Annotated in this window: 13 protein-coding genes and 1 pseudogene; 6 read left to right on the forward strand and 8 right to left on the reverse strand. The window is 71.8% G+C overall.

Annotated elements, in window-relative coordinates:
• Positions 1 to 39: 39 nt before the first annotated feature.
• From AB0H86_RS23355 to AB0H86_RS23365, 3 genes and pseudogenes are all read right to left on the reverse strand, one after another.
• A pseudogene (locus AB0H86_RS23355) lies at positions 40 to 577 on the reverse strand (response regulator).
• A 161-nt stretch (positions 578 to 738) separates the two neighbouring features.
• Positions 739 to 1,092 (reverse strand): chorismate mutase, encoded by a 354-nt coding sequence (locus AB0H86_RS23360; protein ID WP_362441873.1) that lies wholly within the window; start codon positions 1,090 to 1,092, stop codon positions 739 to 741.
• A gap of 11 nt (positions 1,093 to 1,103) precedes the next feature.
• Entirely contained in the window at positions 1,104 to 1,994 is an 891-nt protein-coding gene (locus AB0H86_RS23365; protein ID WP_362441876.1) for an AraC family transcriptional regulator, read from the reverse strand.
• A 105-nt stretch (positions 1,995 to 2,099) separates the two neighbouring features.
• On the opposite strand from AB0H86_RS23365, the gene AB0H86_RS23370 reads away from it, so the two are divergent.
• A complete protein-coding gene (locus AB0H86_RS23370) occupies positions 2,100 to 3,860 on the forward strand; it encodes a beta-galactosidase family protein (protein WP_362441878.1) in 1,761 nt (586 codons plus the stop codon).
• Positions 3,861 to 3,943: 83 nt separating this feature from the next.
• Entirely contained in the window at positions 3,944 to 4,822 is an 879-nt protein-coding gene (locus AB0H86_RS23375) for a hypothetical protein (RefSeq protein WP_362441881.1), read from the forward strand.
• A gap of 186 nt (positions 4,823 to 5,008) precedes the next feature.
• Here AB0H86_RS23375 and AB0H86_RS23380 read toward each other — a convergent pair whose 3' ends face one another.
• Entirely contained in the window at positions 5,009 to 5,923 is a 915-nt protein-coding gene (locus AB0H86_RS23380) for an SDR family oxidoreductase (protein WP_362441883.1), read from the reverse strand.
• Position 5,924: 1 nt separating this feature from the next.
• Positions 5,925 to 6,665, reverse strand: a complete 741-nt coding sequence (locus AB0H86_RS23385) for an SDR family oxidoreductase (RefSeq protein WP_362441885.1) — start codon at positions 6,663 to 6,665, stop codon at positions 5,925 to 5,927.
• Positions 6,666 to 6,719: 54 nt separating this feature from the next.
• Between AB0H86_RS23385 and AB0H86_RS23390 the strand changes: the two genes are divergently transcribed.
• Genes AB0H86_RS23390 through AB0H86_RS23405 form a run of 4 tightly spaced genes read left to right on the forward strand, consistent with a single transcriptional unit; the run spans position 6,720 to position 10,170 of the window.
• Positions 6,720 to 7,478: an enoyl-CoA hydratase family protein gene (locus AB0H86_RS23390; protein WP_362441888.1), complete on the forward strand. Its 759-nt coding sequence runs from the start codon at positions 6,720 to 6,722 to the stop codon at positions 7,476 to 7,478.
• A complete protein-coding gene (locus tag AB0H86_RS23395; RefSeq protein ID WP_362441891.1) occupies positions 7,479 to 8,327 on the forward strand; it encodes a CoA-transferase in 849 nt (282 codons plus the stop codon).
• On the forward strand, positions 8,324 to 9,121 hold the full coding sequence (locus AB0H86_RS23400; RefSeq protein ID WP_362441894.1) for a CoA-transferase: 798 nt from the start codon (positions 8,324 to 8,326) through the stop codon (positions 9,119 to 9,121). The genes AB0H86_RS23395 and AB0H86_RS23400 overlap by 4 nt, the downstream gene beginning before the upstream one ends.
• Entirely contained in the window at positions 9,121 to 10,170 is a 1,050-nt protein-coding gene (locus AB0H86_RS23405; RefSeq protein ID WP_362441898.1) for a nitronate monooxygenase, read from the forward strand. Before AB0H86_RS23400 ends, AB0H86_RS23405 begins: the two co-directional genes overlap by 1 nt.
• A gap of 6 nt (positions 10,171 to 10,176) precedes the next feature.
• Here the strand turns inward: AB0H86_RS23405 and AB0H86_RS23410 are convergent, their stop codons facing one another.
• The 3 genes from AB0H86_RS23410 to AB0H86_RS23420 are packed head-to-tail and all read right to left on the reverse strand — an operon-like array spanning position 10,177 to position 12,821.
• Entirely contained in the window at positions 10,177 to 11,334 is a 1,158-nt protein-coding gene (locus AB0H86_RS23410) for an acetyl-CoA C-acetyltransferase (protein ID WP_362441901.1), read from the reverse strand.
• A gap of 37 nt (positions 11,335 to 11,371) precedes the next feature.
• Positions 11,372 to 12,007, reverse strand: coding sequence for a TetR/AcrR family transcriptional regulator (locus tag AB0H86_RS23415; RefSeq protein WP_362441904.1), 636 nt, complete (start codon positions 12,005 to 12,007; stop codon positions 11,372 to 11,374).
• Between the two features lie 28 nt (positions 12,008 to 12,035).
• Entirely contained in the window at positions 12,036 to 12,821 is a 786-nt protein-coding gene (locus tag AB0H86_RS23420; protein WP_362441907.1) for an SDR family oxidoreductase, read from the reverse strand.
• Between the last annotated feature and the right edge of the window lie 26 nt (positions 12,822 to 12,847).

Below are 12,847 nucleotides of genomic sequence, written 5' to 3' on the forward strand. Positions count from 1 at the left end.
ATGGCGTCGGCGCGGCACAGAGGCGGATCGGTACGCGCCCTATGTCCGGTCCTGTTCGAGCTCCTCGGTGTGCGCCCCTTGTGCGCGCGGGAGCGGGACCACGGTGTCCGGGTGGGGCGGGGTTTCCTCGGCTTGGGTGTGGTTCTTGACGAGGGCGCGTAGTGCTCGGACCTCGTGTTCGAGGGCGCGGTGGCGCTGGTGGGCGTCGTACAGGTAGCGGACCTTGGTGCGCAGTTCCCAGGGGTCGACGGGTTTCATGACGAGGTCGGCGACGCCGAGTGCGAAGGCGGCGGAGGTCAGTTCGTGGTCGGGGCCGAAGCCGGTGAGCAGGATGACGGGAATGTGCTGGGTCTGTTCGAGGCGCCGCATGTAGCGCACGACGTCGATGCCGCTGACGCCGGGCATGCGCACGTCGAGCAGGAGGAGGCCGACCTGGCCCCGGAGTACCTGCTTGAGTGCCTCGTCGCCGCTGGTGGCGCGGCCCAGCAGATAAGCCCAGGGGGGCCAGGGCGCTCTCCAGCGCGTACAGGGTGTCCTCGTGGTCGTCGACGATGAGGATCCTGGCATCCGACGGCATGGCCCGACGTCCCTCCCTCGTGGACAGACCAGCTTATGTCCGATGAGCTGACAGGGAGTGCTCGTCAGCTGACAAGGAGTGCACAGCGCAGCATGCCGCTGCGGAGCCCCGGTGTCACGCCCTCGGGCGCCCGTCGAGGTCGGTTGGAGGCCGGTCGGAGGTCAGTTCGCCGATCGTGTCGAGCCGTTCACGCCGCTGTCCTCGGCGATGCTCTCGTGGTGTCTGATCACCTCGGCGATGATGAAGTTCAGGAACTTCTCGGCGAACGCCGGGTCGAGTTTGGCGTTTTCGGCGAGGGTGCGCAGTCGTTCGATCTGCCGGGCCTCGCGGGCGGGGTCGGCGGGCGGCAGTTGGTGGCGTGCCTTGAGGTGGCCGACCTGTTGGGTGCACTTGAAGCGTTCGGCGAGCATGTGGACGACGGCCGCGTCGATGTTGTCGATGCTGTCGCGCAGCCGGGCGAGCTCCTCGCGGACCGCGGGGTCGACGTCGCCGGTTCGGGTGTTGCTGGTGGTCATGGGCGACCACATTACGGGGCGTGCGGGCGTTCGATCATGGGTGGATCGTCGGGGTCGGGGACCTGGTTGCTCCAGCCGCCGGGGACGGTGCGGCCCTGCTGGGCGCGGAAGCGGACGGGGGCCATGCCGACGCGGCGGGTGAACAGGCGGGAGAAGTAGGCGGGGTCGTCGTATCCGACGCGGCGGGCGACGGCCGCGACGGGCAGTTCGGTGGCGGCGAGGAGTTCCTTGGCGCGGCCGAGGCGGATGCCGAGCAGGTAGTCCTTGGGGCTGCAGCCGGCGCCGCGGCGGACGGCGGTGCGCAGTTCGGCGGGGGTCATGCCGTGCCGGGTCGCGTGGTCGGCGACCGACATCGGCAGGCAGGCGTCGCGGGCGAGGGCCTTGAGGACCTGGTCGCCGTCGGGGGCGAGGTCGGCGCGGGCGCGGCGCAGGGCGACGAGGAGTTCGTGGACGGCGGCTCCGGTCTCCACCTCCAGGAGGGGGTTGTCGCGGCGGGCGGCGCGGGCGATGCGGGCGACGACGCCGCGTGGGCCAGTGGCGTCCGTCAGGGGCACCACGGGGCGGGCGGGCTCGATGTAGCCGAGTTCGGTGTAGGTGGCGGTGGCGGGCCCGGTGAAGTCGACGAAGCCCTCGTCCCAGCCGGTGTCGGGGTCGGGTGCGTAGTGGTGCGGGACGCCGGGGGTGAGCCAGAGCAGCGCGGGCGCGGTGACGGTCGTACGGCGGCCGTCGGGGCTCAGGTACCAGCCGGTGCCGGCGCTGATGACGACGGCGACGTGGTGGTCGAGGGTGCGGGGGCCGACGGTGGGCAGGGTGCCGTGCTGGAGGCCGACGCCGAGGCAGACGAGGCCGAGCCGGTGGTGGGCGGGGCCGGGCGTGAGAAACCGCATCCAGGTGTGGTACATCCGCGGGCCTCCCGGTTCCTGTGCTCCCGCTTTTCGTCTTTCGTCCAAGCAGCGCCGATCTTTGTCCATGGACGTGATCACCGCCAGGGGGTGAGGGTGGAGCGCATGAGTGAGTTCAGGGTGGGGGACGGGGACTTCCTGCTGGACGGGCGGCCGGTGCGGCTGCTGTCCGGTGCGCTGCACTACTTCCGGGTGCACGAGGCGCAGTGGGGTCACCGGCTGGGGATGCTGCGGGCGATGGGCCTCAACTGTGTGGAGACGTACGTGCCGTGGAACCTTCACGAGCCGCGGCCCGGGGAGTTCCGGGATGTGGAGCGGCTGGGCCGGTTCCTGGACGCGGTGCGGGAGGCGGGTTTGTGGGCGATCGTGCGGCCGGGCCCGTACATCTGTGCGGAGTGGGAGAACGGGGGGCTGCCGCACTGGGTGACGGGTGGGCTGGGCACGCGCGCACGGACCCGCGACGAGGGTTTTCTGCGTCCGGTGGAGCGCTGGTTCGGGCGGCTGCTGCCTCAGGTGGTGTCCCGGCAGGTCGACCGCGGCGGCCCGGTGCTGCTGGTGCAGGTCGAGAACGAGTACGGCAGCTACGGCTCGGACGCGGGCTATCTGGCCCGCCTGGCCGACCTGCTGCGCGGCGAGGGCGTGACGGTGCCGCTGTTCACCTCGGACGGCCCGGAGGACCACATGCTCACCGGTGGTTCGCTGCCCGGCGTGCTGGCCACGGTGAACTTCGGCTCCCACGCGCGCGTGGCGTTCGAGACGCTGCGCCGGCACCGGGGGGCAGGGCCGCTGATGTGCGGGGAGTTCTGGTGCGGCTGGTTCGACCACTGGGGCGGGGAGCATGCCGTACGGGACGCGGCGGACGCTGAGGCGGTCCTGCGGGAGATTCTGGAGTGCGGGGCCTCGGTCAACCTGTACATGGCGCACGGGGGCACGAGCTTCGGGGGCTGGGCGGGGGCCAACCGGGGTGGCGGCGATCTGCACGAGGGTCCCCTGCTGCCGGACGTGACCTCGTACGACTACGACGCTCCGGTGGACGAGGCCGGGCGTCCGACGGACAAGTTCTGGCGCTTTCGCGAGGTCCTGGCGGCGTACGCGGACGGCCCGCTGCCCGACCCGCCTCCCCCGCCCGCGCGGTTGGGTGCCCCGGCCGAGGTGGAGCTGACCGGGTGGGCGTCGCTCGGCACGGTGGTCGACGCCCTAGGCGGCCCGGAGACCTCGTCTCCCGTGCCGCCGACCTTCGAGGACCTGGATGTCGACCGGGGGGTCGTGCGGTACGAGGTGACGGTGCCGGGGCCACGGCAGCCCTACCCGCTGACCGCGCGCGGGCTGCGGGACGTGGCGGTGGTGTACGTCGACGGGAAGCGGGCCGGAACGCTCACCGAGGACGACGACCGTCTCAAGGAGCCCGTCGCCGGGCACGCGCGTGTGGAGCTGTGGGTGGAGTCCCTGGGGAGGGTCAATTACGGCCCCCGCAGCGGCGAGCCCAAGGGGATCACCGGGGGCCTGCTGCACGAGCGGCAGTATCTGCACGGGGTACGCGCGCGTGGGCTGCGACTGGACGCGCTGGACGATGTCACGGGGGTCGCTCTGGGCCCGCTCGACGGCGACGGCGGCCCAGGCCTGTACCGGGGCACCATCACGGTCCGGGGCGCCGGGGACGCCTGCCTGGAGCTGCCGGGCTGGACACGCGGTTTCGTGTGGATCAACGGCTTCAACCTCGGCCGCTACTGGTCAGCCGGCCCCCAGGAGACGCTGTACGTGCCCGGGCCGGTACTGCGGGAGGGCGTCAACGACGTGTGGCTGCTGGAGTACGAGGGGTCGCCGACAGGAGAGCCGATACGGGCTCCGGCCCTCAAGGCACGCTGACCCCAGCGACGAACCGACCGCAGAGGTTCCAGCCGCGCCCCCGTACAGTGGAATCGGGTTCAGGGCGTCTTGGGGGTACGGGCGTGGCGAACGACGGACCGGTCGAGCACGGCTACCCGCACCTGGAGACAGTGCGGGCCGCCATCACCGCTTTGTACAAACGGTTGTCGTACGACACCGTCCAGACGTTCGCGACCAGCGTGGTCCCCGCCGACGTGGCGTTCTGCGACACCGACGACCTATATCTGGGGGCGCAGCGGGTGGCCCGCGAGCTGGTGCGGCACTACAGGCTGCCGGACGCGCGGCTGGTCGTGAGCTTCCGCGAGATGCGGCACGCGGCGAACGTCGAACTCACCGCCGGGCCGGAGTACTTCGTCGAGCTGAACGACCGGTTCCGCACTCACCGCCGGGACATCGGCGCGGCCCTCGCGCACGAGGTGATGCATGTCTATCTGCACCGCCTCGACCTGTCCTTCCCCGGCACCCGCGAGAACGAGATCCTCACGGACACGGCGGCGACGTACCTCGGTGCCGGTTGGCTGCTCCTCGACGCGTTCCGGGAGGACGCGGCGTCGTCGCAGAAGCTCGGCTATCTCACCCCGGAGGAGTTCGGTTACGTCCTGGCCAAACGCGCCCTGGTCTTCGGCGAGGACCCCGCGGTGTGGTTCACCAGCCCGCAGGCCTACACGGCGTATGTACGGGGCATGGCGCTGGCCAAGCAGGACGAGCAGCAGCCGCCGCTGACGGCGGCGGGATGGGCAGGCCGGCGACGCTACGCCCGCGACCGCCGCCACGCGCCCGGCCCTCAGCCCGGCGTCCCCTACGCCTTCACCCCCGACACCCGCGGGCTGCGAGTGTCCTTCCCCTGCCCGACCTGCCATCAGCGGATCCGGGTACCGGTACGCGGGAGGGTACGAGCACGGTGCGCGTTGTGCCGGACGGTACTGGAGTGCGACACGTAGGGTGCGCGCGCGAGGCCCGCAGACGAGTACGGCGGCAAGGGGCCGCGTCGGGGGGTGTCCGCCCGCAGCGGTTGGCGCGTCAACACGGGCCCCTTTCCAAGCAACCGATTCCGCGCCGTTCCGAGGACGGACACCCCCCGACGCGGCCCCGACCCCCCACCCACCCGCACAGGCCGCCGCAGGCACCTACGCCCCGTACACCACCCCCGGCACCCCCGCCGAGGCCAACAGCTTCAGCGCCGCCTCCCCCGCCTCCCCAGGACTCCACCGTGTCCCCTTGTCGGCGCTGGGCCCCGGGCGCCAGCCCTCCATCACCGTGATCCGACCCCCCTCCGCCTCGAAGACCCGTCCGGTGACACCGACGCTCGCCGCGGAGCCCAGCCAGACGACCAGGGGCGAGACGTTCTCCGGGGCCATGGCGTCAAAGCCGACCGTAGGCGCGGCCATGGTCTCGGCGAACGTGCGTTCGGTCATCCGGGTCCGGGCCGCGGGCGCGATGGCGTTGACCTGGACGCCGTAGCGGCGCAGCTCGGCCGCGGCCACCAGGGTCAGCCCGATGATGCCGGCCTTCGCCGCGCTGTAGTTCCCCTGCCCCAGCGACCCCAACAGCCCAGCTCCGCTGCTGGTGTTGACGATCCGCGCCTCGGGTGTGCGGCCGGCCTTGGTCTCGGCGCGCCAGTGTGCGGCGGCATGCTTCAGAGGCAGGAAGTGGCCCTTCAGATGAACCCGCAGGACGGCGTCCCAGTCGTCCTCGTCGAGATTGACGAGCATCCGGTCGCGCAGGAAGCCGGCGTTGTTGACGAGGGTGTCGAGACGCCCGTACGTCTCGACGGCGGTCGCCACCAGGGACGCCGCTCCCTCGCTCACGGCGATGTCGCCGCCGTGGGCGACCGCCTCGCCGCCCGCCGCGCGGATCTCCGCCGCCACCCGCTCGGCCGGGCTGTCGGCGCCGGGGGTGCCGGGGATGCCGTCGAGGCCGACGCCGAGGTCGTTGACGACGAGCCGGGCGCCCTCGGATGCGAAAGCCAGGGCGTGGGCGCGGCCGAGTCCACGGCCGGCGCCGGTGACGACGACGACCCGTCCGTCACAAAGTCCGCTCATCTCATGTCTCCTTGTTGACAGTTGCCGCGTCCAGAAAGGCGGGCCGCTCCCCGCCGCCGTGGACGAGCAGGCTCGCCCCGCTGATGTAGGCGGCGGCGTCCGAGGCGAGGAAGACCGCCGCGGCCCCCACGTCCGACGGCTCGGCCAGGCGCCCGAGCGGGACCGTGCGGGAGACGGCCGCGATGCCCTCGTCGTCCCCGTAGTGCAGAGGGGACCGCTCGGTGCGGACCATGCCGACGACGAGGGTGTTGACGCGGATGTCCGGCGCCCACTCGACGGCCATCGAGCGGGCGAGGTTCTCTAGCCCCGCCTTGGCGGCCCCGTACGCGGCGGTGCCGGGCGAGGGACGGCCGCCGCTGACGCTGCCGATCATCACGATCGAACCCCGGGCCCGCTTGAGGAGGTCGTGCGCGGCGAGGGACACGGTCAGCGGCGCGAGGAGGTTCAACTCCAGGACACGGGCATGCCGTTCGGGCCCGCCCTGCGCGAGCGGACGGTAGGGGGCACCGCCCGCGTTGTTGACGAGGACGTCGAGGCGGGGCAGTCCGGCGAAGAACCGCCGTACGGAGTCACCGTCCCGCACATCCAACGCGGCGAACTCCGCCTTCCCCAAAAAACCTTCAGGCGGCCTGCGCGCACACACCACAACCTCGGCACCGGCCGCCACGAAGGACCGCGCGATCCCCGCACCGACACCGCGGGTCCCGCCGGTGACGACCACGACCCTCCCGTTCAGCTCCATTCACCGCTACCCTTCACCTAACAAACGTTTGGTGGAAAGGTAGCTGATGCGCCCATGGGTGTCTCCACCTCGTCCCCGGAAAAGGGGCCCGGAAAAGACGGAATCGCCGTCGTCACGGTCGACTACCCGCCGGTGAACGCGCTGCCGGTGCACGGCTGGTTCGCACTGGCCGACGCCGTGCGGACGGCCGGCCGCGAGCCGCAGGTCCGGTGCGTGGTGCTGGCGGCGGAGGGCCGCGGCTTCAACGCGGGCGTGGACATCAAGGAGATCCAGGCACGCGGCCAGAGCGCACTGCTCGGCGCCAACTCCGGCTGCGCCGAGGCTTTCGCGGCCGTGTACGAGTGCGAGGTGCCGGTAGTGGCGGCGATACAGGGCTTCTGTCTGGGCGGCGGCATCGGCCTCGCGGGCAACGCGGACGCGATCGTGGCGAGCGAGGACGCCGTCTTCGGGCTGCCCGAGCTGGACCGTGGAGCGCTGGGCGCGGCCACCCACCTGTCCCGGTTGGTCCCCCAGCACCTGATGCGCGCGCTGTACTACACCTCGCGCACGGCGACCGCAGCCGAGCTGCATGCGCACGGCTCGGTGTGGCGGGTAGTCCCGAGCGAGCAACTGCACACGGCGGCACTGGAGTTGGCCCGCGAGATCGCCGCCAAGGACGGCCGGCTGCTCCGGCTGGCGAAGGCCGCCATCAACGGCATAGACCCGGTGGACGTGCGGCGTAGCTACCGCTTCGAGCAGGGCTTCACCTTCGAGGCCAACCTCAGCGGCGTGGCCGACCGCGTCCGCGACAACTTCCGGAAGGAAGGTGCGTAGGTGAGCGACAAGACGATGACCGCCGACGAGGCCGTCTCCCGGCTGGCGAGCGGCATGACCCTCGGCATCGGCGGCTGGGGCTCAAGGCGCAAGCCGATGGCCCTGGTCAGAGCGCTGCTCCGGTCGGACATCACCGACCTCACCGTCATCTCGTACGGCGGTCCGGACGTCGGCATGCTGGCCGCCGCCGGACGGATCCGCAAGCTGGTCACCGCCTTCGTCACCCTCGACTCGATCCCTCTGGAACCGCACTACCGAGCGGCCCGCGAGCGCGGCGCCCTCGACCTGACGGAGATCGACGAGGCGATGTTCCTGTGGGGCCTGCACGCGGCCGCGAACCGGCTGCCCTTCTTTCCGGTGCGGGCCGGGATCGGCTCGGACGTGATGCGGGTCAACCCCGGCCTGCGGACGGTGACTTCGCCGTACGACGACGGGGAGACGTTCGTGGCGATGCCGGCGCTGCGGATGGACGCCGCCCTGGTGCACGTCAGCCGCGCGGACCGGCAGGGCAACGGCCAGTACCTCGGCCCGGACCCCTACTTCGACGACCTGTTCTGCGAGGCGGCGGACACCGCGTACGTGTCCTGCGAGCGGCTCGTGGACACGGCCGAGCTGACGAAGGAGGCCGCGCCGCAGACCTTGCTGGTCAAGCGTCACACGGTCACGGGCGTGGTGGAGGCCCCGAACGGCGCCCACTTCACGTCCTGCGCCCCCGACTACGGCCGGGACGAGGCGTTCCAGAAGAGGTACGCGACCACGCCGTGGGCGGACTTCGCGGCGCGTTTCCTGGCCGGGGACGAGCGGGCCTACCGGTCGGCCGTGCGGGCCTCGGAGGAGGAGGGGACATGACCGACAGCGAAACCGGCACCGGCACGGCCACCGACAACACCATCCCCCGCACCTCTCCACCCCCACCCCCACCCACCCGCGCCGAATACTGCGTGATCGCCTGCGCGGAGGCTTGGCGGGACGCGGGCGAGATCCTGGCAAGCCCCATGGGCGTGATCCCGTCCATCGGCGCCCGGCTGGCCCGCCGAACCTTCGCGCCGGACCTGCTGCTGACCGACGGCGAGGCGATGCTCGTCGGCCCGGACGGCACCGTCGAGGGCTGGCTGCCCTACCGGCAGCACCTCACCCTGGTCGCCGGAGGCCGGCGGCACGTGATGATGGGCGCGAGCCAGATCGACCGGTACGGCAACCAGAACATCTCCTGCGTCGGCGACTGGGCCCGCCCCAAGCGGCAGCTGCTCGGGGTGCGCGGCGCCTCGGTCAACACCCTGAACAACCCGACCAGTTACTGGGTGCCCAGGCACTCCCGACGGGTCTTCGTCGAGCGCGTCGACATGGTGTGCGGGGTGGGATACGACCACGCCGCCGAGCATCCGGGGACGGCGCGCTACCACCGCGTCCCCCGGGTCGTCTCCGACCTGGGCGTCTTCGACTTCGCCACCCCCGACCACTCGATGCGGCTGGCCTCGCTGCACCCCGGCGTCACCGTGGACCAGGTCAGGGACGCGACCGGCTTCGAACCGGCCGTCCCGGACGAGGTGCCGTACACCCGGGACCCGACGCCCGAGGAGCTGGCGCTGATCCGCGAGGTGATCGATCCGGGGAACACCCGGGCCCGGGAGGTCCCGGCCTGATGGACACGGCACTGACCCGGCTGGCCGGGGTGCGGCATCCGGTCGTGCAGACCGGGATGGGCTGGGTCGCGGGGCCGCGGCTGGTGAGCGCGGTCGCGGAGGCGGGGGCGCTCGGCATCCTGGGCTCGGCGACGATGACCGTGGACGGGCTGCGGGAGGCGGTCCGGGAGGTGAAGTCCCGTACGGGCGCGCCGTTCGGGGTGAATCTGCGCGCGGACGCGGAGGACTCCGGGGACCGGGTACGGATCGTCGTCGAGGAGGGGGTGCGGGTGGCGTCGTTCGCGCTGGCCCCCTCGCGGGAGCTGATCGCGGAGCTGAAGGAGGCCGGCGTCGTCGTCATCCCCTCCGTGGGGGCGCGCAGACACGCGGAGAAGGTCGCAGCGTGGGGTGCGGACGCGGTGGTCGTACAGGGCGGAGAGGGCGGCGGGCACACCGGTGAGGTGGCGTCGACGGTGCTGCTGCCACAGGTGGTGGACGCCGTGAACATCCCGGTGGTGGCGGCGGGGGGCTTCTTCGACGGACGGGGCCTGGTCGCGGCGCTGGCGTACGGCGCGGCCGGGGTGGCCATGGGCACCCGGTTCCTGCTGACCTCGGACTCGACGGTGCCGGACGCGGTGAAGGCGCGCTATCTGGCGGCGACGGTGAAGGACGTCACGGTCACGCGCGCGGTGGACGGTCTTCCGCACCGCATGCTGCGCACGGACCTGGTGGACTCCCTGGAGGGCTCGGGCCGCGCGCGGGGGCTTCTGCGCGCGGCCCGTCACGCGGCGGCCTTCCGCAGGCTCTCCGGTCTCACCTGGCCGCGGCTGGTCCGCGACGGCCTCGCCATGAAGCACGGCAAGGAGCTGTCCTGGAGCCAGATGCTGCTCGCCGCGAACACGCCGATGCTGCTGAAGTCGGCGATGGTGGACGGCCGTACGGATCTCGGTGTCATGGCGTCCGGGCAGGTCGCCGGAGTGATCGACGACCTGCCGTCGTGCGCGGAACTGGTGGACCGGATCATGAAGGAGGCCGAGCAGATCAGGGAAAGACTCACGGCCTCCCCCTGACCGTCCTCACAACCGCTCGATGATCGTCACGTTCGCCTGCCCGCCGCCCTCGCACATCGTCTGGAGGCCGAACCGGCCGCCGGTGCGCTCCAGTTCGTGCAGCAGGGTCGTCATGAGCTTGACGCCCGTCGCGCCCAAGGGATGCCCGAGAGCGATCGCACCGCCGTTGACGTTGACCTTCTCCGGATCCGCGCCCGTCTCCTTCAGCCAGGCCAGCACGACCGGTGCGAACGCCTCGTTGATCTCGACGAGGTCGATGTCGTCGAGCGACAGGCCGGTCTTCTTCAGGGCGTGGGCGGTGGCCGGTATCGGCGCGGTCAGCATGCGGATCGGGTCCTCACCGCGCACGGACAGATGGTGCACGCGCGCGCGTGGCCGCAGCCCGTGTTCGCGCACCGCCCGCTCCGAGGCGAGCAGCATGGCCGCGGACCCGTCGGAGACCTGCGAGGAGCAGGCCGCGGTGACGGTGCCGCCGTCGATGACCGGCTTCAGGGCGGCCATCTTCTCCAGTGAGGTGTCCCGGCGCGGCCCCTCGTCGACGGTGACCTGGCCGTACGCCACGGTCTCCCGCTCGAAACGCCCCTCGTCGATCGCCCACAGCGCGCGCCGGTGCGAGCGCAGCGCGAACTCCTCCTGGTCCTGCCTGCTGATGCCCCACTTCGCGGCGATCATCTCGGCGCCGGCGAACTGGTTCACCGCCCGGTCCCCGTACCGCGCCCGCCAGCCCTCGCTGCCCGCGAACGGGCCCTGGGTGAAGCCGAGCGGCTCGGCGGCCTGCCGGGTGGCGAAGGCGATCGGGATCTGCGACATGTTCTGCACACCGCCCGCGACGACCAGGTCCTGCGTCCCGGACAGCACGCCCTGCGCGGCGAAGTGCACGGCCTGCTGCGAGGAGCCGCACTGCCGGTCCACCGTCACCCCCGGCACCTCCTCGGGCAGCCCGGCCGCCAGCCAGCAGGTCCGCGCGATGTCCCCGGCCTGCGGTCCCACGGTGTCGAGGCAGCCGAACACGACGTCCTCCACGGCGGCCGGGTCGACGCCGGCCCGCGCGACGAGTTCCTTCAGCACATGCGCGCCCAGATCGGCCGGGTGGACCCCGCTCAGTCCTCCCCCGCGCCGCCCGACGGGCGTACGGACCGCTTCGACGATGTAGGCCTCGGCCATGGCAACTCCCTCACAGGAAAGGGGCGTACAAAAAGGGCTATTCGCGTACGGCGATCCCGTCCAGCACCATCGACAGGTACTGCCGGGCGATCTCCTCCGGGCTGTGCTGTCCGTCGGGCCGGTACCAGGACGCGGCGACCCACACGGTGTCGCGGACGAACCGGTAGGTGAGGCGGACGTCGAGGTCGGACCGGAACACCTCGGCGGCGACCCCGCGCTCCAGCGTGGACAGCCACGCCTTCTCGAACCTGCGCTGCGACTCGGCGAGGAACGCGAACCGCTCCTGCGCGACGAGCTGCTTGCTCTCCTTCTGGTAGATCGCGACGGCGGCGCGATGCCGGTCGATCTCCCGGAACGACTCGGTGACCAGGGCTTCGAGGGTCTCGCGCGGGCCGAGCAGGGCGCCCAGGACGGTGTCGTAGCCGTCCCAGAGCTCGTCGAGGAAGGTCCGCAGGATCTCCTCCAGCATCGATTCCTTGGAGTCGAAGTGGTAGTAGAGGCTGCCCGCGAGCATGCCCGCGTGGTCCGCGATCTTGCGCACGGTGGTGGCGTTGTAGCCCTGGTCGGCGAAGACCTCGGCGGCGGTGTCGAGGAGTTCGCGGCGGCGGGCCCCGGCGGCGGCAGCCACGGGTTTTCTGGTGGCGGTCACCTGGGGCTTCTTCTTGGTCGGCACGGGTCCATTGTGGTCTGCCCTCCGCTCGTCAGGCGTGCTGACTGCTGACGGAGACGACCTCTCCGGTCAGGTACGAGGAGTAGCCCGACGCCAGGAACACGATCACGTTGGCCACCTCCCAGGGCTCGGCGTGCCGCCCGAAGGCCTCGCGCTCGGTCAGCTCCGCCAGCAGTTCGGCGGAGGTCACCTTCACCAGGTGGGGATGCATGGCGAGGCTGGGCGAGACGGCGTTGACGCGCACCCCGAACTCGGCCGCCTCGATCGCCGCGCACCGGGTCAGCGCCATCACGCCCGCCTTCGCCGCGGCGTAGTGCGCCTGCCCGGCCTGGGCGCGCCAGCCGACGACGGAGGCGTTGTTGACGATCACACCGCCGGTGTCCCTCATCCGCCGAAGGGCTGCCCTCGTGCATCGGAACGTGCCGTTCAACGTCACGTCCAGTACGCGCGACCACTGCTCGTCGGTCATGTCGACGAGGGCGGAGGTTCCGCCGAGACCGGCGTTGTTGACCACCACGTCCAGTCGTCCGTGCTCCCGTACGGCCTCGTCGAACAGCTCCCGCACCTGGCCCTCGTCGGTGACGTCGCACGGCACCGCGGCCACCCGTTCCACGCCGAACTCGTCGGCCAGCTTGGCCTGGGACTCCTTCAGCCGTCGCGCGTGCGTGTCGCTGAGCAGCACCCGCGCGCCCTCCTCCAGGAAGCGGCGGGCGGTCGCGCCGCCGATCCCGGCGCCCGCGGCGGCCGTGATGACGGCGGTACGTCCGCTCAGCAGCCCGTGCCCGGGCACGTACTCCGGAGTCTCGACGCCTGTCATAGGGCCACGCTAACCTACCAAACACT

Origin of the sequence: Streptomyces sp. NPDC050997 (genome assembly GCF_040660135.1) — a bacterium.
Classification (GTDB): domain Bacteria; phylum Actinomycetota; class Actinomycetes; order Streptomycetales; family Streptomycetaceae; genus Streptomyces.